Source organism: Stenotrophomonas sp. TWI587 (genome assembly GCF_039674145.1).
GTDB lineage: Bacteria > Pseudomonadota > Gammaproteobacteria > Xanthomonadales > Xanthomonadaceae > Stenotrophomonas > Stenotrophomonas maltophilia_AY.
The window spans coordinates 55,240-76,105 of the sequence record NZ_JBDJMW010000002.1; the positions used below are offsets into that span (position 1 = coordinate 55,240).

The 20,866-nt window shown below is 66.2% G+C and carries 16 protein-coding genes and 1 pseudogene; 3 read left to right on the plus strand and 14 right to left on the minus strand.

Going from position 1 to position 20,866, the window contains the following annotated elements; translation table 11 throughout:
* Positions 1 to 5: 5 nt before the first annotated feature.
* On the minus strand, positions 6 to 1,283 hold the full coding sequence (locus tag ABE464_RS03375) for an efflux RND transporter periplasmic adaptor subunit (protein WP_346470740.1): 1,278 nt from the start codon (positions 1,281 to 1,283) through the stop codon (positions 6 to 8).
* On the minus strand, positions 1,283 to 1,942 hold the full coding sequence (locus ABE464_RS03380; RefSeq protein ID WP_346470741.1) for a TetR/AcrR family transcriptional regulator: 660 nt from the start codon (positions 1,940 to 1,942) through the stop codon (positions 1,283 to 1,285). Before ABE464_RS03380 ends, ABE464_RS03375 begins: the two co-directional genes overlap by 1 nt.
* A gap of 347 nt (positions 1,943 to 2,289) precedes the next feature.
* Here ABE464_RS03380 and ABE464_RS03385 point away from each other — a divergent pair.
* The 3 genes and pseudogenes from ABE464_RS03385 to ABE464_RS03395 form a co-directional block, all read left to right on the plus strand.
* Positions 2,290 to 7,182, plus strand: a pseudogene (locus ABE464_RS03385) (NAD-glutamate dehydrogenase domain-containing protein); the annotation flags it as partial.
* Between the two features lie 265 nt (positions 7,183 to 7,447).
* A complete protein-coding gene (locus ABE464_RS03390; RefSeq protein WP_346470742.1) occupies positions 7,448 to 8,218 on the plus strand; it encodes an NAD kinase in 771 nt (256 codons plus the stop codon).
* A 79-nt stretch (positions 8,219 to 8,297) separates the two neighbouring features.
* Positions 8,298 to 9,245 (plus strand): 5'-nucleotidase, encoded by a 948-nt coding sequence (locus ABE464_RS03395; protein ID WP_088434636.1) that lies wholly within the window; start codon positions 8,298 to 8,300, stop codon positions 9,243 to 9,245.
* A gap of 48 nt (positions 9,246 to 9,293) precedes the next feature.
* Here ABE464_RS03395 and ABE464_RS03400 read toward each other — a convergent pair whose 3' ends face one another.
* From ABE464_RS03400 to asnS, 12 genes are all read right to left on the minus strand, one after another.
* Positions 9,294 to 9,875 carry a DUF2939 domain-containing protein gene (locus tag ABE464_RS03400; protein ID WP_346470743.1) on the minus strand — a complete coding sequence of 194 codons (582 nt, stop codon included), beginning with the start codon at positions 9,873 to 9,875 and terminating at the stop codon, positions 9,294 to 9,296.
* Positions 9,876 to 9,939: 64 nt separating this feature from the next.
* Entirely contained in the window at positions 9,940 to 10,926 is a 987-nt protein-coding gene (locus tag ABE464_RS03405) for an aldo/keto reductase (RefSeq protein ID WP_346470744.1), read from the minus strand.
* Between the two features lie 5 nt (positions 10,927 to 10,931).
* On the minus strand, positions 10,932 to 11,618 hold the full coding sequence (locus tag ABE464_RS03410; protein ID WP_346470745.1) for a DUF2461 domain-containing protein: 687 nt from the start codon (positions 11,616 to 11,618) through the stop codon (positions 10,932 to 10,934).
* Positions 11,615 to 13,054 carry an exodeoxyribonuclease I gene (sbcB, locus tag ABE464_RS03415; RefSeq protein WP_346470746.1) on the minus strand — a complete coding sequence of 480 codons (1,440 nt, stop codon included), beginning with the start codon at positions 13,052 to 13,054 and terminating at the stop codon, positions 11,615 to 11,617. The genes ABE464_RS03410 and sbcB overlap by 4 nt, the downstream gene beginning before the upstream one ends.
* Complete coding sequence (locus ABE464_RS03420; RefSeq protein WP_346470747.1) at positions 13,054 to 14,421, minus strand: NAD(P)/FAD-dependent oxidoreductase; 1,368 nt, start codon at positions 14,419 to 14,421, stop codon at positions 13,054 to 13,056. The genes sbcB and ABE464_RS03420 overlap by 1 nt, the downstream gene beginning before the upstream one ends.
* A gap of 34 nt (positions 14,422 to 14,455) precedes the next feature.
* A complete protein-coding gene (kynU, locus tag ABE464_RS03425) occupies positions 14,456 to 15,733 on the minus strand; it encodes a kynureninase (protein ID WP_346470748.1) in 1,278 nt (425 codons plus the stop codon).
* Positions 15,734 to 16,770: 1,037 nt separating this feature from the next.
* A complete protein-coding gene (locus ABE464_RS03430) occupies positions 16,771 to 17,292 on the minus strand; it encodes a 3-hydroxyanthranilate 3,4-dioxygenase (RefSeq protein WP_346470749.1) in 522 nt (173 codons plus the stop codon).
* A gap of 24 nt (positions 17,293 to 17,316) precedes the next feature.
* On the minus strand, positions 17,317 to 17,979 hold the full coding sequence (can, locus tag ABE464_RS03435; protein ID WP_346470750.1) for a carbonate dehydratase: 663 nt from the start codon (positions 17,977 to 17,979) through the stop codon (positions 17,317 to 17,319).
* A gap of 75 nt (positions 17,980 to 18,054) precedes the next feature.
* Positions 18,055 to 18,693: an FMN-binding negative transcriptional regulator gene (locus ABE464_RS03440; protein WP_346470751.1), complete on the minus strand. Its 639-nt coding sequence runs from the start codon at positions 18,691 to 18,693 to the stop codon at positions 18,055 to 18,057.
* 6 nt (positions 18,694 to 18,699) lie between these two features.
* On the minus strand, positions 18,700 to 19,014 hold the full coding sequence (locus ABE464_RS03445) for a hypothetical protein (RefSeq protein ID WP_088434176.1): 315 nt from the start codon (positions 19,012 to 19,014) through the stop codon (positions 18,700 to 18,702).
* Positions 19,011 to 19,316, minus strand: a complete 306-nt coding sequence (locus ABE464_RS03450) for a hypothetical protein (protein WP_346470752.1) — start codon at positions 19,314 to 19,316, stop codon at positions 19,011 to 19,013. Before ABE464_RS03450 ends, ABE464_RS03445 begins: the two co-directional genes overlap by 4 nt.
* Positions 19,317 to 19,338: 22 nt before the next feature.
* Positions 19,339 to 20,733, minus strand: a complete 1,395-nt coding sequence (asnS, locus tag ABE464_RS03455; protein ID WP_019184350.1) for an asparagine--tRNA ligase — start codon at positions 20,731 to 20,733, stop codon at positions 19,339 to 19,341.
* Between the last annotated feature and the right edge of the window lie 133 nt (positions 20,734 to 20,866).

Consider the following 20,866-nt stretch of genomic DNA (forward strand, 5'->3'; position numbering starts at 1 on the left):
TCCCGTTATTGCTTGTTCGGTTCGGCAGCCGGAGCGGCGTCGGACGTTGCGGCGGCGGCATCGGCCGGGGCGGCCGCGGCATCAGGCTTGGCGGCAGCCGCCGGAGCGGCCCCTGCCGGAGCAGCACCCGTCGGGGCCTGGCCGTTGCCGTTGCCGGCGGCCGGGTTCCACGGGGCGGCCTTGGCCGGTTCGCCTTCCTTGACCTTCTGTACGCCGGCCACGATGACCTGATCGCCGGCATCCAGACCGCCGCTGACCAGCCAGTTGCTGCCCTGCTGGCCTTCGCTCTTCACATTCTTGCGGGCGACCTTGCCGTCCTTGCCCACCACCAGGACGTAGCCGCCGGTGGTGTCGCGCTGCAGTGCCTGCAGCGGGACCAGGTAGGCGTTGTTGCGCTCACCCAGCGTCGCCTGGAAGCTGACGAAGGCGCCCGGCAGCAGGATCTGCTGTGGGTTCGGCAGCACCGCACGCAGCGAGACTGCGCCGGTGGCCGGGTCAACCGTGGTCGAGGAGAAATCCAGGGTGCCCGGCTGGTCGTAGACCGTGCCGTCAGCCAGCTTCACCTGCACGGTGGACTTGCCGTCACCGCTCAGGGCCAGTGCGCCCTTGGCCTGCGCCGCGCGCATCTGGGTCAGCTCATCCACGCTCATCGAGAAGTTCACGTACAGCGGGTCGAGCTGGTCCACGGTGGTCAGCAGGGTCACATCCCCCTGGCCGACCAGCGCACCTTCAGTGACCTGCTGCTTGCCAGCGCGGCCGCTGATCGGCGAGCGCACTTCGGCATAGCCAAGGTTGATCTTCGCGCTGGCCAGCGAGGCCTGCGCCTGCTGCACGGCCGCCGCGGCGGTGCGCTCGGTGGCTTCGGCCGCGTCCAGATCGGACTTGGAAACGTAAGCCTGCGGGGCCAGCGAGCGGGCGCGGTTGGCGGCGGCCTTGGCGTTCGCGGCGGTGGCCTGGGCCGAGACCAGTTCGGCCTGGGAGGCATTGAGTGCTGCGCGCAACGGTGCGGGGTCGATCAGGAACAGCACCTGGCCTTCCTTCACATCCGAGCCTTCCTGATAGACGCGCTTGAGCAGCACGCCCGGCACGCGGGCACGCACATCGGCGCTGCGGAACGGCGACAGACGGCCGACCAGCTCACGCTGCAGCGGCAGGGTCTGCGGCTTGGCCTCGATCACGCCCACCTCCGGCGGCGGCGGGGCCTGCTGCTCTTCCTTTTTGCAGGCGGTCAACGCAAGGGCGACTGCGCACGTCAGGGCAAGGGTGCGGAGTGGGGCGATCATCAGGAGAAGCTCCGGTTTTGGTTTGAATACGAAGCCGTGGCTGCATCGGGCGCAGCGAACGCGCGCAGGAAGCTGTCGACGGAGAATTCTGCCCAGCGGCGGCGCACGGCGGCGTCATCGCGGTGGGGGATATGGAAGCGCTGTTTCTCGAAATCCAAGCCGGCGATCATGCTCAATAGCAGTTCGGCCATGAAGTGCGGGTCGTCATGCCTCAGCTGACCCTCGGCGGAACGGGTTGCCAGCCATTCAGAAACATGAAGTGCCAATGCGCCGGCCCCATCCTGGTAGAGAGAACGAGCCTCCTGGGGAAACTGGAGGGACTCGGCAGCGATCAGCCGCCGGGCCTGGGCGACGTGCGGTTGGTTGAAGTGGTCCAGGTAATCGTTGGCGAACTGCACCAGGCTGCTGCGCAGATCATCCCCGTCCAGCGAACGCAATCCGGCGGTGGCGCGGCAGACGTGCCGCTGCATCACCCGCTTCAGCAGTTCCTGTTTATTGCCGTAGCGGCTGTAGAGGGTCTGCTTGGAACATCCGGCGTGTTGGGCCACCGCGTCCATGCTCAGTTGCATGCCCTGGCTGGCCAGCAGCTCGCGCACGGCATCGAACACGCGGTGATCGCGCGCGTCCAGGGGGCTGGCGGCGGGGGGTGGGGGAGTCACGGGGTGGACTATACCGTCCAGTTCAGAATTGTAGAAGCCTTGTCTTTCGGCGGTTTTTGATACCCAACGTCAAGTTGCAATCGAAGCGGCCGATGCTGCGCTGTGCACAGCCCCGTCGCGATCATCCGTACCGCGTCGGATTGAAGCGCCCGATGTAAACGCCACCCAACCCGAAAGACCTTATTCCGTCCTGCAGCAAGGTATTTCTGTGCGGTGGGCCTACAATTTCATTTTCCCAACTGAGCATCACGCACCGCTCCGTCATGAAACCGCAAAAACCAGCAGCCAAGACCGTGAAAAACAAATCCAAACCAGCCGATACGCAGACTGTTTCGCCAGTGGGCTTCTCGCTGGAGCCGGTGTACACGGCCTTGCGCAAGCGCTACCCGTCGGCCGGGCAGGCCGAGGCAGTGGCTTTTGCCGCCGACTTCTACAAGCGCATGGAGGCGGACGAGTTCCCGCACCACAGCGCCGAGGAGTGGGCCGCACTGGCAGCGGACACGCTGGAATTCGCGCGTGTGCGCAAGTCCGGCAAGGCCAATGTCCGCGTGTTCAACCCGACGCTGAAGAGCAACGGGTGGGAGTCGCCGCATACGGTGTTGCAGATCGTCAACGACGACATGCCGTTCCTGGTCGACACGGTGACGATGTCGCTGGCCGAGCATGGCGTGGGCGTGCATGTGCTGGGTCACCCGGTGATCCGCTTTGCACGTGACAAGGCCGGCAAGCTGACCGGTGTCAGCGACGGCACCGCCGAATCGGTGATGCTGCTGGAGATCGATCGCCAGCCGACCGACGCCATGGCCGACGTCGAGAAAGCCATCATCAAGGCGCTGGACGAGGTGCGTGCCATCGTCCGCGATTGGGATGCGATGCGTGCCAAGGCGCAGAGCCTGGCCGACGACCTGGGCAGCCGCCAGCTGCCGGTGGATGCCGCCTCGCGCGCCGAAGCGCAGGAATTCCTGCGCTGGGCCGCCGACAACCACTTCACCTTCTTCGGCTACCGCGAATACCGCGTCGAGAAGCAGGGCAAGGAAGAGGTACTGGCGCCGCTCAACGACACCGGCCTGGGCCTGATGCGCGGGCAGGACAAGTCCGCTGCACGCCCGGTCAAGACGCTCGCCGCGCAGGGCCTCAATGCCACCACCGGCTTGAAGGACGCGCTGATCCTGACCAAGACCAATGCCCGCTCGCGCGTGCATCGCTCCGGCTACATGGATTACATCGGCGTGCTGGAGTTCGACGCCAAGGGCAAGATCATCGGCGAGCAGCGCTTCCTGGGCCTGTTCACCTCCAGCGCGTACAACCGCCGGCCGTGGGAAATCCCGCTGGTGCGCCAGCGCCACGAATACGTGATGAGCAAGTCCGGCCTGGCGCCAAGCAGCCACAGCGGCAAGGCCCTGCGCCACATCCTGGAAACCCTGCCGCGCGAAGAGCTGTTCCAGTCCAGCGAAGACGAACTGTTCCGCACTGCCATGGGCGTGCTGGGCCTGCAGGAGCGCGTGCGCAGCCGCCTGTTCCTGCGCCGCGACAAGTACAGCCGTTTTATCTCCGCGCTGGTGTACCTGCCGCGCGAACGTTTCAACACCGATGTGCGCCTGCGCATCGAAGCGATGCTCAAGGACGCCCTGCAGGGCGAGTACGTGGACAGCTCGGTCGTGCTCGGTGAGTCGCCGCTGGCCCAGGTACACCTGATCGTGCGCCCGAAGGCAGGCCAGACCCTGGAAGTGGACACCAGCGAACTGGAGCAGAAGCTCGCCCAGGTGCTGCGCAACTGGCAGGACGATCTGCGCGAAGCGCTGGTCGCCCGCCACGGTGAAGGCGAAGGCCTGCGCATCGCCGCGCGTATCGGCAAGGCGTTGCCGGCCGGTTACATCGAAGATTCCAGCACCGAGATCGCCGCCAACGACGTCAGCCAGCTCGATGCGCTGACCGGCCCGGACGATCTGCGCCTGAGCCTGCAGGCGGTGCAGCGCGAAAGCGGCGACGGCCTGCGCCTGAAGCTGTATCGCCAGCTGGACGACATCCCGCTGTCCGACGCGCTGCCGATGATGGAAAACATGGGCCTGCGCGTGATCTCCGAGCGTCCGTACCGTCTGACGGTCGACAACGCCCCGGTGTACGTGCAGGACTTCGAAGTGGAATCGGTGGCCGGTGCGATCGACGCGCCGAGCGTCGATGCCGCCTTTGGTGAGACCTTTGCCCGCGTGTGGCACGGCGATGCCGAGAACGACGGTTTCAACCGCCTCGTGCTGGCTGCCGGCCTGCACTGGCGCCAGGTCGCGATGCTGCGTGGCTACTGCAAGTACCTGCTGCAGACCGGCGTGCCGTTCTCGCAGGCCTACGTGGAAGGCACCTTCACCCGTTACCCGCTGCTGGCCCGCCTGCTGGTGGAGCTGTTCGAAGCCCGCTTCGACCCGGCCACCGGCCACGAAAGCAAGGATGCGATCGCCGAGGGCCAGACCCAGCTGCGCGCGCACCTGACCGTGCTCGCCGGCGGTGACGAAGCCACCCTGAAAGTGCTCAAGACCGTGGTCGATGCACGCAAGGGCGACCGCACCGTGCAGATGGATGCCGCGCGCGATGCGCTGCTGAAACTGATGGACCGCGTCTCCAGCCTGGATGAAGACCGCATCCTGCGCAGCTTCATGGGCGTGATCGATGCGACCCTGCGTACCAGCTACTACCAGACCGATGCCGAGGGCCGCCCGGGCCACGTCATCAGCTTCAAGTTCGATTCGGCGCTGGTGCCGGACCTGCCCAAGCCGCGCCCCTACCGCGAGATCTTCGTGTATGGCCCGCGCGTGGAAGGTACCCACCTGCGTTTCGGTGCCGTGGCCCGTGGCGGCCTGCGCTGGTCGGACCGTCGCGAAGACTTCCGCACCGAAGTGCTGGGCCTGGTCAAGGCACAGATGGTCAAGAACACCGTGATCGTGCCGGTCGGCGCGAAGGGCGGCTTCTTCGCCAAGATGCCGCCGGTCAACGGTGACCGTGATGCGGTGTTCGCCAACGGCGTGGCCTGCTACAAGCTGTTCATCCAGGGCCTGCTGGACATCACGGACAACATCGTCAACAACAAGATCGTGCCGCCGGTGGACGTGGTCCGCCACGACATGGACGACCCGTACCTGGTGGTGGCGGCCGACAAGGGCACCGCGACCTTCTCCGACATCGCCAACGGCCTGGCCGTGGCGCACGGCTTCTGGATGGGCGATGCATTCGCCTCCGGTGGCTCGGTCGGTTACGACCACAAGGGCATGGGCATCACCGCACGCGGTGCGTGGGAGTCGGTCAAGCGCCACTTCCGTGCGCTGGGCCGTGACAGCCAGAGCCAGGACTTCACTGCGGTCGGCGTGGGCGACATGTCCGGCGACGTGTTCGGCAACGGCATGCTGCTGTCGCGCCACATCCGCCTGGTCGCGGCCTTCGATCACCGCCACATCTTCCTGGACCCGAACCCGGATGCGGCCACGACCTTCGTCGAACGCGAGCGTCTGTTCACCGTGCCGCGCTCCAGCTGGGCCGATTACGATGCCAAGCTGATCAGCAAGGGCGGCGGCATCTTCCCGCGCACGCTGAAGTCGATCGAGATCACCCCGCAGGTGCGTGAGGCACTGGGCCTGGACGACGGCGTCAAGTCGATGGCCCCGAACGATCTGATGAGCGCGATCCTCAAGGCGCCGGTCGATCTGCTGTGGAACGGCGGCATCGGCACCTACGTCAAGGCGGCCAGCGAGCAGCACAGCGATGTCGGCGACCGTGCCAACAACGCGCTGCGCGTCAATGGCGGTGAGCTGCGCTGCAAGGTGGTGGGCGAGGGCGGCAATCTGGGCATGACCCAGCTGGGCCGTATCGAAGCCGCCCAGGCCGGCGTGCTGCTCAACACCGACTTCATCGACAACTCGGCCGGTGTGGACACCTCCGATCACGAAGTCAACATCAAGATCCTGCTCAACGATGTGGTGCGGGCCAAGAAGCTGACCGTCGAACAGCGCAACAAGCTGCTGGCCTCGATGACCGACGAAGTGGCTGCGCTGGTGCTGATGGACAACTACCGTCAGAACCAGGCGCTGAGCCTGATGGAACGCATGGCGGTCAAGCGCCTGGGCTCCAAGCAGCACTTCATCCGCACGCTGGAACAGCAGGGCCTGCTGGATCGCCAGATCGAGTACCTGCCTTCGGATGCGGAACTGTCCGCACGCAAGGCGCGTGGCCAGGGCCTGACCCGTCCGGAACTGTCGGTGCTGTTGTCCTACTCCAAGCTGGTGGCGTTCCAGCAGCTGCTCGAATCGGACATTCCAGAAGACCCGTACCTGTCCAAGGAACTGCAGCGCTACTTCCCGACGCCGCTGCAGAAGAAGTACGCCGATGCGATGGAGCGTCACCGCCTGAAGCGCGAAATCATCGCCACGGCCGTGACCAACCAGACCATCAACCGCATGGGTGCCACCTTCCTGATGCGCATGCAGGAAGACACCGGCCGCACCGTGGCCGAGGTCGCCAAGGCGTACACGATCAGCCGTGAGACGCTGGATGCACGCGCGCTGTGGGCACAGATCGACGCCCTCGACGGCACGCTGCCGGAGTCGGTGCAGATCGATGCGCTGGAAGTGATCTGGAAGCTGCAGCGCTCGTTCGTGCGCTGGCTGCTCTCGCGCCCGGGCGCCATGCCGGGCATCACCGAAGCGGTCAACCGCTACCAGGCCGCGTTCAACGACATCCGCGACGCCTCCGGCGTGCTGCCGGATTCGCAGCGCCCGGCCTACGAGGCCAGCGTGCAGGAGTGGAAGGACAAGGGCCTGCCGCCGGCGTTGTCGCAGCAGCTCTCGGAACTGCAGTTCCTGGAGCCGGCGTTCGACATCATTGAACTGGCCCGCACCCGCAAGCTCAAGCCGGTGGACGTCTCCAAGGTCCACTTCCGCCTGGGCGACGCCCTGCAGTTGCCGTGGCTGTTCGAGCAGATCGACGCGCTGGAGGTCAACGGCCGCTGGCACGCCGTGGCCCGTGGCGTGCTGCGCGACGAGCTGGCCGCCCACCATCGCAACCTGGCTGCCCAGGTCCTGTCGATGAAGGGCAGCAGCGCCGAAGCCAAGGTCGCCGCCTGGATGGGCCGCGATGACAGCAGCCTGCGCTTCACCCTGGCGATGCTGGCCGAGCTGGCCGAGCAGAAGACCCTGGACTACCCGACCGTCTCGGTCGCGGTCCAGCGCCTGGGTCAGCTGGCCTCGCATGGTGCGTAAGCGCATTCGCGCTGACGCCCCACGGTTTGCTCTGCAAACCGTGGGCCCCATGCAAACGATGCCTCCAGACCCCCGCGCCTTCGGCGCGCCCCCCTGACTCAGGGGGGCTCTGCTCCAGAGGGAGCAGAGGGCGCCGGGTTCATCACGGCGATGCTTCACGCAAACGGCTCTGCTTCGGCAGGGCCGTTTTCGTTTCCGTTCGTGTCGGCCCGGCGCCGGCACGAACGGTTATGCTCTTGCCGGCATACCCCACCCGGATTCACCGATGAGCGACACCCCCCGTATCGCCTTTCTGGCCAGCTCCACCGACGCGGCGCAGCTCGCCCTGGCACAGATGCGGGCGCGCTATGGCGACTACACGCCCGAGCAGGCCGAGGTGCTGTGCCCGCTGGGCGGTGATGGCTTCCTGCTGCAGACCCTGCATCGCTACGGGTCGCTGGACAAGCCAGTGTTCGGCATGAAGCTGGGCACGGTCGGCTTCCTGATGAACCAGTTCCGTGATGACGACCTGCCGGCACGTCTGGCGGCCGCCGAGCCGGCCAACCTGCGGCCGCTGGAGATGCTGGCCCTGACCGAGTCGGGCACCACCACCGGGTCGCTGGCCTACAACGACGTCTCGCTGCTGCGCCAGACCCGCCAGGCCGCGCATATCGGCATCGACCTCAATGGCCAGGAGCGCGTGGCCGAGCTGATCGGCGACGGCGTGCTGGTTGCCACCCCGGCCGGCAGCACGGCGTACAACTATTCCGCGCATGGCCCGATCCTGCCGCTGGGCTCGCACACCATCGCGCTGACCCCATTGGCCCCGTATCGCCCGCGCCGCTGGCGGGGGGCGATCCTCAAGGCGGCGACGGAAGTGCGTTTCCGCGTGCTCGATCCCTACAAGCGCCCGGTCAGCGTCACCGCCGATTCGCACGAAACCCGCGATGTGGTGGAGGTGACCATCCGCGAATCGCGCGAGCGCCGGGTCACCATGCTGTTCGACCCGGAACACAATCTGGAAGACCGCATCCTGAGCGAGCAGTTCATGTTCTGACGGTGCACGGCCGTGGTGGCCATGCACTGTGGGAGAATGGCTGGCCGGCCGCTGCGGCCGCATTGGATTGCTGATTGCCATGGGCGACAACACCCCCCGTTTGCTGACCGTTGCCGTGACCTCGCGGGCCCTGTTCGATCTGGAAGAGGGCCACGCGCTGTTCGAGGCCGAAGGTGTCGATGCCTACGCCGAGTATCAGCGCAAGCACGAAGATGATGTGCTGCGCCCCGGCGTGGCCTTCCCGGTGGTGCGCAAGCTGCTCGCGCTCAACCAGGGCCAGTCGCCGGAACAGCCGCGGGTGGAAGTGATCCTGCTGTCGCGCAACTCGGCCGATACCGGCCTGCGCATCTTCAATTCGATCCAGCACTACGACCTGGGCATCATCCGCGCGACCTTTACCGCGGGCGAGCCGACCTGGCCCTATGTGAAGCCGTTCGGCACCGATCTGTTCCTGTCGGCCAACCCGGAATCGGTGCGCCGTGCGCTGCTGCACGGGATCGCGGCGGCGACCATCCTGCCCAAGCCGCCGGGCGAGACGATTGCCGCAGCCGAGCAGGTCGACCTGGGCCGTCCGCTGGGTCAGCTGCGCATCGCCTTCGATGGTGATGCGGTGATCTTTGGCGACGAGAGCGAGCGCATTTCCCGCGAGCAGGGCGTGGAAGCGTTCGGCCGGCATGAGCGCGAGAACGCCCGCGAGCCGCTCAGCGGCGGCCCCTTCCGCAACTTCCTGTCGGCCCTGCATACGCTGCAGGCGGTGTTCCCGTCAGGCGAAGATGCGCCGATCCGCACCGCCCTGGTGACGGCACGCTCAGCGCCCGCGCACGAGCGCGTGATCCGCACGCTGCGCGAGTGGGGCGTGCGCCTGGACGAAGCACTGTTTCTCGGCGGCCGCCACAAGGGCCCGTTCCTGGAAGCCTTCGGCGCCGACATCTTCTTCGACGATTCCCAGCACAACATCGACAGCGCGCTGCAGCACCAGAGCGTGGCGGCCGGGCATGTGCCGCACGGGGTTGCCAACGACGGTTGATCCGGGGCGGGGAGTGCGTGTACCCGTATACCCACCAACGGTGGGTACCTACTGGATCGGCAGGACCGACGGTGCCGTGGTGTCTGGATTCAACGGCAGCCGGATGTCGACCAGCCGCCAACGCAGGCCGGAGCGCTGCAGGACGAAGACCACCGGTGCGCCCTGCGGCGTGTAGGTGGTGGCGGTGAACCGTGACAGTGACTCGAAATGGTGGCTCGCACCTTTCAACGGCCGTGCCGGCCGTGGCGCGGCATAGGCATCATTGCCGGGGCTGTCCAGGTCGTTGCTGGCGCGTTTCCACAGGGTGTGCCCCTCCAGCAGCGCGCCGATGCCGGTGGGCGTCACCAGGGCATCCACGGCGGTCGCGCTGAGCCGGTCACCGGCCGACAGCAGCAACGCGCCGAACAGACTGGACTGCAGGTCCGGCCCGGCGCGGCGGACCACGTAGTCGCTCAGCTGCGCCCGCAGATTGGCGCGCAGCATCGGAAAATCCACGTAACGGTCGAGTTTGGCGGTATCGCGCTGCTCGATCGCGCGGCTGAGGCCATGCACGGTCACATAGGGGCCGCTGAACAGCACGCCAGCCAGTATCAGCACCACCGCCACCGTCAACCAGAGCAGTTTCTTCATTGCATCACGCATCTACAAGGCAGTGCCGGGAGCTTGCCGCAGTGGGTGTCGGGGAATGTGAAGGCTAGTGACTGGGCGAGCCATGGCCCTGCTGGAAGGCGGTCACCAGGCGCGCGCGTTCATCCGCTGTCAGGGCGTCCACCCGGGTATCCAGAATCTGATCCAGGTTGCCGAGGCGGGTGGTGCCCAGCACGCCGCTGGCGATGGCGGGGTTCTGCAGCACGTAGGCAAAGGCGGTCTGAGCAGGCGACTGCGAGCGTACCGTCGCCACGGCACGCTGCATCGTGCGTGCGCTGCGCATCAACTGCCGGCTGGACGGTTTCAGCCACGCGCGTGCGAGGTACCACGCATCGGCCAGCCGCGGCAGCCGTGGCCGTGCGGGCAGCAGGTGGCCTTGCGCCAGCACCGTGCCCGCCAGCACCCCGATGCCCGCCTCGTGCATGGCGGCGATCAGTGGTTCGCGGTCCTGTTGCAGGGCGTTGTAATCGATCAGCGCGACATCGAACATGCCCGGGTGATCGGCCATGAACTGCATGGTCTCGGCGGTGTGGGTATTGATGCCCAGCAGGCGGAACATGCCATTGCGGCGCATGCGGTCCAGGGCCGAGAGCAGTTCGTCGGTGATCTGCGGCACGCCGATGCCGTGCAGCTGGAAGATATCCAGGTGCCCGCAGTGCAGGTTGCGCAGCGAGGCGGCACAGCTGCGCTCGATGTTCTCCGGCGAAAAATCGCGCTGTTCGGCGCCGCTCACGCCGGCCTGGCCGGTGAGCGTGCCGGCCTTGCTGGAGATCACCAGCCCGTCGCGCGGGTGAGCGCCAAAGGCGCGCTGCAGGATCCGGCCCAGCCGTGGTTCGGCGTGGAAGGCGGAGTAGTTGTGACCGGTATCGAACAGGTTGACCCCGCGCTCCAGCGCGTGGCGCAGGATGCGCTCGGCCTGGGGCTCGGGGAAGCGACGATGGCCCCAGAAGCCCGAACAGCCCAGTGACACCTGGGAAACCTGCAGACCGCTGCGGCCCAGCGGCCGCCGGGCGAGAGGCGTTGGCGAGGACATGGCGATCAGAACTCCAGGTCCAGCGCCGCGCACAGGTAATCCACGAAGGGAGCCAGCGTGACCAGATCGGCCGCGACGGTCTGACGCAGGCGCGGGCCGGTCATCGTGGCGTCGTCCAGCGAGCGCCAGAAGACCCAGTTGCGGTGCTTGAGATCGTCGATGAACTCGAAGTCCGGCTCGAACCCGCGTGGGGCGCGTACCAGCTTCTCGCTTTCCTCGAAATCGAACTTTTTTCGCAGCACCGGCGAATGCGCGGCGGCCTTCCAGCTGCCGGGGTTGTCGACGATGAAGTGCCGCACCTTGCGTTGCGTAGCCGGCTCGGGATGCCACAGTCCGGCGCCGACGAAGCTCTCACCTGGCTGCAGATGGATGTAGAACGACGGTGCCGGCACCTGCTTGCGGCGTTCGTGGAACAGGCGCGCGCCCTGCCAGCTCTTGTACGGCGATTTGTCGTTGGAAAAGCGCGCATCGCGATAGATACGGAACAGCGAGCCGCCCACGGTGCGCGGGTCGGCCCGGAAATGCTCGCTGACCGCGGCCAGGTCCGGCTGCAGATCGGTGATCAGGCGCAGGAACGGCTGGCGGACATGCTCTTCGTACTTGGGTTTGTGCTCGTTGAACCAGGTCTTGTCGTTGTTGCGGGCCAGGCCACGCAGGAACGTGAAGGTAGCCGGGCTGAAATAGGTGCTCATAGGCTGCTCTGCAGGTGGGTGCCCCAGTCGCGCAGCTGCTGCAGCAGGGCGAGCTTGCCTTCATCGTCGGCATGCTCTGCGGCCAGTGCATCCAGCTGCGCGGTGAACTGCGGCAGGGTCTGTTCGCCCAGCGATGCATCGCCGAGCAGGCGCTGGCGACGATAGTCGTTCCAGCGTGAGCGCTCGGTGGTGTCCAGGGTGTCCAGATGGTTGCGGGCGCGGTAGCGGAACAGCAGCTCGGGCATGCGCGGGTCACGCAGGCGTTCGGCAAAGCTGGCCAGTTCGGCCGGTGGGCTGGTGCGGATACGCGACATCAGGGATTTGTCGCCGTCGGCGAGGAAACCGTCGTACAACGAGGCGTCCACATCGCTCGGCGGCAGCGTACGCTCGCCCGAGTACACCTGGCGGACCTTCTCGGCCAGGGCGGGGCCGATCTGGCGCAGGCGCTCGGCTTTGGCTTCGATCGCGGCTGGGTCGATGCCCAGACGCGCATGGTCGGCCGGACGCAGGTGGTTCCAGGCCACCAGCGCCGGCACCTTGTTGAGGTGGACTTCCTTGAGCGGCACGCGCTGCTCGCCCTCGGCCATGTCCGCGGCGCGGGTATACAGGCGCGCGGCGATGGTCTCCGGCGGCAGGTCCAGCAGCGGCTCGATATCGCCCTCCAGATCGAGCGCGATGATGCGGTTGTTGATGAAGGGATGGCGCGCCAGTGGCAGCACCGGTGCGGCGCACATGCGCTGGGCCGGGTAGCGCATCGAGATGTGCAGCACCGGCTGCATCGCGTCCACATCCAGCAGGCTGCCGACAAAGCGTTTGTCGCGCAGCTTCAGCGCGTAGTCCCACAGCCGTGGCTGCGCCTGCTTGAACAGCTTCGCCAGGCCGAGCGTCGCGTAGACATCGGACAGCGCTTCATGCGCATCGCCCTGGCGGACGTTGTTGGCGGTGGCCAGATGCTCGAGCTTGAACGAGGTGGCGCCGTCTTCGCGCTGCGGCCAGACAATGCCATCCGGACGCAGTGCGTGCAGCAGCCGCATCATGTCCAGCAGGTCCCAGCGCGAATTGCCGTTGCGCCACTCGCGTTCGTAGGGATCGTAGAAGTTGCGGAACAGCCCGTGGCGGACGAACTCATCGTCGAAGCGCAGCGTGTTGTAGCCCAGCGAGCAGGTGCCCGGCTGCGCCATGAGGTCGTTGATCCGCGCGAACGCCTCGGCTTCGGTGACGCCCGCGGTGAGTGCGTGCTGCGGGGTGATACCGGTGATCAGGGTGGCGATCGGGGAGGGCAGCAGATCATCGGCCGGCTTGACGTAGAAGCTCACCGGCTCATCGATGATGTTCAGATCGGCATCGGTACGGATACCGGCGAACTGCGCGATGCGCGTGCGGCGCGGGTCTTGACCGAAGGTTTCAAGATCGTAGAACAGGAAGCTGTCGGCCATCAGTGCGCGCCCTCCAGGACAGGCAGTTGTTCGTGGACCAGTCGCTCCAGTGCGGCCCAGTCGATATGCGCCAGGCTGTCGTGCCCGGCGGTGGCTTCCTCCAGCATGCGCCGCTGCAGCTCGGTGCGCGCCAGCGCAACGGCATACGGGGTGCGCAGGAAGGTGACCATCGTGTAGTGCGGCACGAATCGCGTCGGCCAACGTGCCTGCAGCGCCTGCTCCAGTTCGCGCTGCAGCAGGAACTGCGGATCGGCGACGCGGTCGCGCATCTCCAGGTAGTTCTCCAGCGCCATCTGCTGGATCGCCTCGGCATTCGGCTTGCGGTCGGTCTCGAAGGCGGCGAAGGCCTCGCCCAGCGAATCCTGCTCCAGCAGGTGCGCGGCCAGCGCGATGCAGTCTTCGAAGGCGCAGTTCATGCCTTGGCCGTGGAACGGGACCATCGCGTGCGCGGCATCACCGATCAGCACCGCGCGGCCCTTCATGTGCCAGTGCTTGAGGTGCAGCGTGCCGAGCAGGCCCGGCGGATGCTGCTCCCAGTCACGGCGCAGGTTCGGGATCAGCGCCAGCGCATCGGGGAAGTCGCGCGCGAACAGGGCTTCGGCTTCGGCGCCGCTGTTGGTGGTGGCAAAGCTCGGATCGCCCTCGTTGGGCAGGAACAGGGTGACCGTGAACGTGCCTTCATCGTTGGGCAGCGCAATGCACATGTAGTGCCCGCGCGGCCAGATGTGCAGCGCGTTGGCCTCGATCCGGAACCCACCTTCGTCGGTCGGCGGGATCTCCAGCTCCTTGTAGGAGTGATCCAGGAAGTCGATGCGCTCGTCCAGCGGCTGCTTGCGGTTCATCGCCGCGCGCAGCGCCGAACCGGCACCGTCGGCACCGATCAGGGTATCGAAGCGGATATCGTGCGGCTGGTCGTCGCGGTCATCGATGAAGCGTGCGTAGCCCGCATCGAAGTCCACCGTATGCAGGCGCCGGTGGAAGTGCACGGTGGCACCGGCATCCTCGGCCAGCTGCAGCAACGTGGTGTTGAGATCCTTGCGATGGATCGACCAGATCACTTCGCTGTCATCGCGCCCGTAGCGCTGCAGCTGCGGTTCGCCCTCGCGCGGGTGAATCATGCGCCCGCGCATCATCACCGCCTTGGCCATGACCGCATCTTCGACCCCGGCCTGGCGCAGCGCGTGTCGGCCACGCTCGGCCAAGGCCAGATTGATCGAACGGCCGGACTCGTAATCGCTCACGCGCGGATCGCCGCGGCGCTCATACAAGGTGATCTGCCAGCCCTGGCGGGACAGCAGGATGGCCAGCAATGAACCGGCCAGGCCAGCACCGATGATGCTCAGCGAGCGGGAGGGGGTAGCAATCAAGGCGATGTCCGTGGGGGCGGGGAGGGCGGTCGGGTCAAAGACCGGCCCAGGCTTCCACTTCCTCGACGAAGTGGTGCAGGTCGAGGTAGCGGTTGTACAGCGGTGTCGGCGAGATGCGGATCACGTCGGGCTCGCGCCAGTCGCCGAGCACGCCCACGGTCTGCAGGTACTCGAACAGGCTGCGGCCACGCTCGCGGCCACCGGCCACACGCAGCGAGAGCTGGCAGCCGCGGCGCTCCGGCTCGGACGGCGTCAGCACCTCCAGCACACCGGACAGGCGCGCACGCACCAGTGCGTCCAGCATGCCGGTCAGGCGTAGCGACTTGATCCGCAGCGCGTCGATGCCACCGGCCTTGTCAACCACATCCAGCGCGGCGCGCAGCGGGGCCAGGCCCAGCACCGGCGGATTGCTGAGCTGCCAGCCTTCCGCACCGACTGCAGGCACGAACTGCGGCGCCATCTTGAAGCGGGTCGCTTCTTCGTGGCCCCACCAGCCGGCGAAGCGCGGCAGGGTGGCATCACGGTGATGACGTTCGTGCACGAAGCAGCCGGCCACGGCGCCTGGGCCTGCGTTGAGGTACTTGTAATGGCACCACACGGCGAAATCCGGCGCGATGTCGTGCAGCTGCAGCGGCACATTGCCGACCGAATGCGCCAGATCGAAACCGACGCGCGCGCCCTGCAGGCGCGCCATGCGGGTGATGGCGTCCAGATCGAACACCTGGCCACTGCGGTACTGCACACCGGGCCACAGCACCAGCGCCAGGCGTGGGCCATGCTCGGTGATGGCGCGTTCGATGGCCTGCAGCGAAATGGTGCCGTTGGGCTCATCGGGCTGCACTTCGATCAGATCGGTATCGGGGTTGAAGCCATGGAAGCGGATCTGCGATTCCACTGCATGCCGATCCGTCGGGAAGGCGCCGGCCTCCATGAGGATGACGGGCCGCTCGGCGGTGGGCCGGTAGAAGCTGACCATCATCAGGTGCAGGTTGACGCTGAGGGTGTTCATTGCCACGACTTCGCTGGGTAGGGCGCCGACGACGCGGGCGAGCTGTTCGCTCACCAGGCGGTGGTAGTGCAGCCACTGGGTGTCGCCGGTGAAGTGGCCTTCGACGGCCAGCGAGGCCCATTTGTCCATGACCTCCTGGACGGCGGCACGTGCGCCGCGCGGCTGCAGGCCCAGCGAGTTGCCGACGAAGTAGGTCTGGTCGCGGTGGTTGTGCTGGGGAAAGACGAATTCACTGCGCAGGGCGCGCAGCGGATCGGCGGCGTCCAGGGCAACGGCATGGGTGCGGCTGAGGATCTCGGACATGGTGCAACCGGCGGTGTCAGTGAGCTGACAGTTTATCCGGGTGGTGGGGGTGTGGGCTGAATCTGGCTTGCGGTGTTGTTTTGGCGTGGGCTGGTGGTTGGTAGCTGGCGCTCAAGGTGGAGGCGGACCCAGCGCCAACGCCAAAGCCAAAGCCAAGGCCGAAGCCAAAGCCAAAGCCAAAGCCAAAGCGTACGGAGTGACGTTCCAGTGGACGGGCCGATGTGGGTGGGTCTGCTGGACCCGCCGCAAGTACGTCCGTGTAGGCTCGTAGTGCGGCTTGCGCGTGTACGCAATCCTGCGTACACGGCAAGACCGGGGTTGGGCGTCCTGCCCAACCCGCCCGACGCATGCGTCGGGCCCATGCCGCACACGGTCCTGCAGACCCACCCACACCGGCCCGCTGACAATTGGCTGGTGCGCAGGGTAAAGGCGGGCACTACCCACGCCTTGTGGGTGCTCTAGGTTGCATCCTTGGGGTTCAGGGCCGGCGAGCTGACATCGGTGGATGGTGCATTCACTCGTTGATGCATGTTGCCGGCCATGATCGAACACCGCGTCGGCGCTTGCTCGCCCATTTGGTCGGTCTTCGCTTCAACTTTCGGAGCTGGTCCAGACTTAGTCGTAGTCGCAGTCGCAGTCATTGTCATTTATGCCTGTGCCGAGGTTGGCGGCACTGGGACCAGCGCAGCTTGATTTTGCCCGCGCGGCTGCGGCGACGTATCAGCAGGCGCAGTCACAGAAGCAGAAGCAGCAGAAGCAGCAGAAGCAGCAGAAGCAGCAGCCGCGCTAGCTCCAGCTCTGCTCTTTTCCATGCGCACCGACGAAGTGTGGATGGGTCGGTGGGGGTGGATTTCCGGGACCGTGTGCGGCATGGATGCCGCACTACGAGCCTACATGGACGTACTTGCGGCGGGTCCCGGAAATCCACCCCCGCCGGCCCACTCGCAGGCACCTCAACCGCCGGCTCTAAAGCTCTAAAGCTCTCAGCCTCTCAAGCCCTCAAGTGCTGACGCCTTGAAGCGAGCGAACCATCACCCCTAAACAGCCACCTTCTCAGGCAGCGGATCCACATGCCCGCACGCATCGCACGTGCGCAACTCCAGCGAGGAGTGATAGCGATCAAATACCTTCGGCAGATCCGTCTCGATGTTCTCCAGCGCGAAAAACTCCTCGTACAACTTGTGATTGCACCGCTCGCAGAACCACATCAACCCATCGCGCTCATGCGCCAGCCGCTTGCGCTCCACTACCAGGCCCACACCGCCCGCCGGACGCCGCGGTGAATGCGGCACCTTGCCCGGCAGCAGAAACATCTCGCCCGCACGGATAAGAATGTCGCGCACCGCGCCATCCTCCTGCACCTTCAGCGTCATCTCGCCTTCAAGCTGATAGAACCACTCCGGGCCCTCGTCGTAATGAAAATCCGTCCGGCTGTTCGGGCCGCCGACCACCATCACGATGAAATCGCCGTTCTCGATCATCTTGTTGCCGACCGGCGGCTTCAACAGATGCCGGTTTTCGTCGATCCAGCCGAGCAGATTGATGGGAGAAGCAAGCATGGGTGATGTCCGTAAAAGGAAGAATCAGTCGCGCCGACCGTGGCGCGGCACGTAGGACAGCGCCTTCTCGTACGCCGCCTGCAGCTCTTCCGGTGCGCCCACATCGATGCCCATCTCGCGCACCCGGCCGTCCTTCAGGCTGTACACCCAGCCGTGCACCATCAGCTTCTGGCCGCGTGCCCACGCATCCTGCACGATCGTGGAGCGGCACGCGTTGACCACCTGCTCGATCACGTTCAGCTCGCACAGGCGCGCATGCTTCAGCGCGGGGTCCTCGATCGCGTCCATGATCGCCGAGTGCTTCTGCGCCACATCGCCGACATGGCGCAGCCAGTTGTCGGCCAGGCCCACGCGCGTGTTGTTCAAGCTGGCATGCACACCGCCGCAGCCGTAATGGCCCACGATCAGGATGTGCTTCACCTTCAGCTGATCCACGGCGTACTGGATCACGCTCAGGCAGTTCAGATCGGTATGCACCACCACGTTGGCCACGTTGCGGTGCACGAACACCTCGCCCGGTGCCATGCCGATGATCTGGTTGGCCGGCACCCGGGAGTCGGAGCAGCCGATCCACAGGTATTCCGGGTGCTGCTGCTTGGCCAGCTGGTGGAAGAACTCCGGGTCTTCTTTCTCGATCCGGTCGGCCCATTCGCGGTTGTTCTGCAGCAGCTTGTGGATGTCTTTCATCGTGCGGGGTCCCTGGCGTCGGGTGGGGGCAAGGCGCGGCCAGCGTGGCCGCGTCGTCGCAGGAAATAGGAAGGGTCAGTCGGCGGCAGTGCCGCCCTCACGGCGCCAGCGCATCCACTGCGCCAGCTCGCGTGATGCCGGGGCGTCCAGTGCCGACAGCGCATCGATCACGCTGGACTGGTTGGCCTCGGGGTGGTTCTGGCTGAGCTTGAGTTTGATCTGCACCTGCGCCGGGCGGAAACGGAAACCGACGATGCCACCGAGCATGCGCTGTTGGCGCGGCTCGATCGGCAGCAGGTCCCAGTCGCCACCGACCTGTGTTTCATAGTGCGTGCTCAGGCCGTCCAGCATGGCGATCAGTGTCTCGTCATCGGTGACCGGTTCCAGCACGCCGCGCAGTTCCGCGGCGGCGTAGTTCCAGGTCGGTACGCGCGCCTGCGCAGCCTTATCGGGATACCAGCCTGGCGATACGTAGGCGTGCGGGCCCTGCACCAGCATCAGCGCCGGGCCGGCATGGCCGGCCTGCGGGTTGGGCTTGGCCCAGTGGCCTTCGATCAGGATGCCGTCGGCATTGCGCCGGTACAGCACCGGCATCCGCGTGGCCTGCGGCAGTCCGTCGGTCCCGGTGGTGACCAGCGTGACGAAGGCATCGCGCGCCAGCAGCCGGTCCAGCCAGATCAGGTCGGTCTCGACGAAGGCGGACGGGATGAACATCGTCGGTTACGCGCGGGCGCCCAGGCTCTGGATCATGCGACCGTGCAGTGCGTCGTCGCTGTCGGCCTGTGGCGGCTGCACTTCATGCAGCGAGAAGCCGCGCACCAGGGCGTCTTCTTCATCCAGACCATCGTAGGCGACGAACTCGGCGTCGAACAGCTGCGAGCGTGCGGTGTCTTCGCTGTCGTAGCTCAGCGTGTTGCCGTCGCTGTCCAGCACCTCGGCGGTGCCGGCCGGGCGCACGCGCAGGCGGGCCCAGATCAGCGTGTTGCCGAGGCTGGCCAGGAACCACTCGTCGTGGTGGGAGGTGTTGTCGTTCATGTGATTACCATCGAAAGCAGCCAGAGCAGGGCAGCCATGCCCAGTCCAGCAAGCAGCGTAAGCAGGGAAAGCCAGGCCGGCGCGGCCAGGCCTGTCAGCGAGCGGTCGCGGCTCTGGCGATAGTCGCGGCCGAGCAGCCAGCGCAGCGCATCCGGGCGCAGGAACGCGCCCGTGCCGAAACGATCCGCCAGCGCCGGGTGGCGGTCGCGGATGTGGACCAGGGTCAGCGGCCAGAAGATCACGAAGGCACTGAACCCGGCGATCGCCACGCCGACGAAACACAGCGCGAAGAACAGGGTCATGGTTCAGGCCTCCGTAGGTCGATCAGAACTCGGCGCTGCCCGGTGCGCGCGGGTAGGGGATCGCATCGCGGATGTTGCTCAGCCCGCAGACGTAGACCACCAGGCGCTCGAAGCCCAGGCCGAAACCGGCGTGCGGCACCGAACCGTAGCGGCGGAAATCGCGGTACCAGCCGTAGTGCGCCGGATCCAGGCCGAACTGCGCCATGCGCGCATCGAGTACGTCCAGGCGCTCTTCGCGCTGGCTGCCGCCGATGATCTCGCCGATGCCCGGGGCCAGCACGTCCATCGCCGCGACGGTCTTGCCGTCGTCGTTCAGGCGCATGTAGAACGCCTTGATGTGTTCGGGGTAGTTGGTCACCACCACCGGGCGGCCGATGTGTTCTTCGGTCAGCCAGCGCTCGTGCTCGGTCTGCAGGTCCAGGCCCCATTCGACCGGGAAGTCGAACTTCTTGCCCGAGTTCTGCAGCAGCTTCACCGCTTCGGTGTAGTCGATCTGCTCGAACGGAGCGTTGATGAAGCCTTCCAGTTTGGTGATCGCGTTCTTGTCCACGCGCTCGGCCAGGAAGGCCAGGTCGTCGCCACGCTCATCGAGCACCGCGCGGAACAGGTACTTCAGGAACTGCTCGGCCAGGCGCGCGTCTTCGGCCAGATCGGCAAAGGCGATTTCCGGCTCGATCATCCAGAATTCGGCCAGATGGCGGGTGGTGTTGGAGTTCTCGGCACGGAAGGTCGGGCCGAAGGTGTAGACCTTGCTCAGCGCCAGGCAATACGCCTCGACGTTCAGCTGGCCGGACACGGTCAGGAAGGTTTCCTTGCCGAAGAAGTCGCGGCTGAAATCCACCTCGCCCTTTTCGTTGCGCGGCAGGTTGGCCATGTCCAGGGTCGAGACCCGGAACATCTGGCCGGCACCTTCGGCATCGGACGTGGTCACGATCGGGGTGCTGATCCAGTTGAAGCCGTTCTGGTGGAAGAAGCGGTGCACGGCCTGGGCCAGGCAGTTGCGGATGCGGGTGACCGCACCGAACAGGTTCGTGCGCGGGCGCAGGTGCGCCACTTCCCGCAGGAACTCCGGGCTCATCGGCTTGGGCTGGATCGGGTAGGTCAGCGGGTCTTCGACCAGGCCGACGATCTCGATGTCGCTGGCCTGGATCTCGAAGGACTGGCCCTTGCCCTGTGATTTGACCAGGGTGCCGCGGGCGATCACCGAGCAGCCCGGGGTCAGGCTCTTGATGTCGTCGAAGTTGGCCAGGGTGTCATTGGCCACCACCTGGATGGGGGCGAAGCAGGAGCCATCGGTGACATTGACGAAGGCAAGCGCCGCAGAGCCGCGCACCGTGCGGACCCATCCGCGTACTGTTGCCTCGCCGCCTTCCGGGATCTTCCCGGCAAGCGCATGTTCAACGCTGACCACCGTCATGACTTGAATCCTCTGTTGATCGACTCGATCTCTGAACACGGAGTTTAACGGGTGCGGTGTTCGGCTTGCGAGGCATTTCTCGCGTCCGCCGGGGGCTGTGCGCGGTGTGAACCGCAGCGATGGCCGCCGGAGC

Excerpts from the sequence above, each read along its gene's own strand:
- ABE464_RS03375 (WP_346470740.1), bottom strand. The coding sequence starts at position 1,283 with ATGATCGCCCCACTCCGCACCCTTGCCCTGACGTGCGCAGTCGCCCTT.
- ABE464_RS03390 (WP_346470742.1), top strand. The coding sequence starts at position 7,448 with ATGAGCGACACCCCCCGTATCGCCTTTCTGGCCAGCTCCACCGACGCG.
- ABE464_RS03395 (WP_088434636.1), top strand. The coding sequence starts at position 8,298 with ATGGGCGACAACACCCCCCGTTTGCTGACCGTTGCCGTGACCTCGCGG.
- ABE464_RS03400 (WP_346470743.1), bottom strand. The coding sequence starts at position 9,875 with ATGAAGAAACTGCTCTGGTTGACGGTGGCGGTGGTGCTGATACTGGCT.
- ABE464_RS03405 (WP_346470744.1), bottom strand. The coding sequence starts at position 10,926 with ATGTCCTCGCCAACGCCTCTCGCCCGGCGGCCGCTGGGCCGCAGCGGT.
- ABE464_RS03410 (WP_346470745.1), bottom strand. The coding sequence starts at position 11,618 with ATGAGCACCTATTTCAGCCCGGCTACCTTCACGTTCCTGCGTGGCCTG.
- sbcB (WP_346470746.1), bottom strand. The coding sequence starts at position 13,054 with ATGGCCGACAGCTTCCTGTTCTACGATCTTGAAACCTTCGGTCAAGAC.
- kynU (WP_346470748.1), bottom strand. The coding sequence starts at position 15,733 with ATGTCCGAGATCCTCAGCCGCACCCATGCCGTTGCCCTGGACGCCGCC.
- ABE464_RS03430 (WP_346470749.1), bottom strand. The coding sequence starts at position 17,292 with ATGCTTGCTTCTCCCATCAATCTGCTCGGCTGGATCGACGAAAACCGG.
- can (WP_346470750.1), bottom strand. The coding sequence starts at position 17,979 with ATGAAAGACATCCACAAGCTGCTGCAGAACAACCGCGAATGGGCCGAC.
- ABE464_RS03440 (WP_346470751.1), bottom strand. The coding sequence starts at position 18,693 with ATGTTCATCCCGTCCGCCTTCGTCGAGACCGACCTGATCTGGCTGGAC.
- ABE464_RS03445 (WP_088434176.1), bottom strand. The coding sequence starts at position 19,014 with ATGAACGACAACACCTCCCACCACGACGAGTGGTTCCTGGCCAGCCTC.
- ABE464_RS03450 (WP_346470752.1), bottom strand. The coding sequence starts at position 19,316 with ATGACCCTGTTCTTCGCGCTGTGTTTCGTCGGCGTGGCGATCGCCGGG.
- asnS (WP_019184350.1), bottom strand. The coding sequence starts at position 20,733 with ATGACGGTGGTCAGCGTTGAACATGCGCTTGCCGGGAAGATCCCGGAA.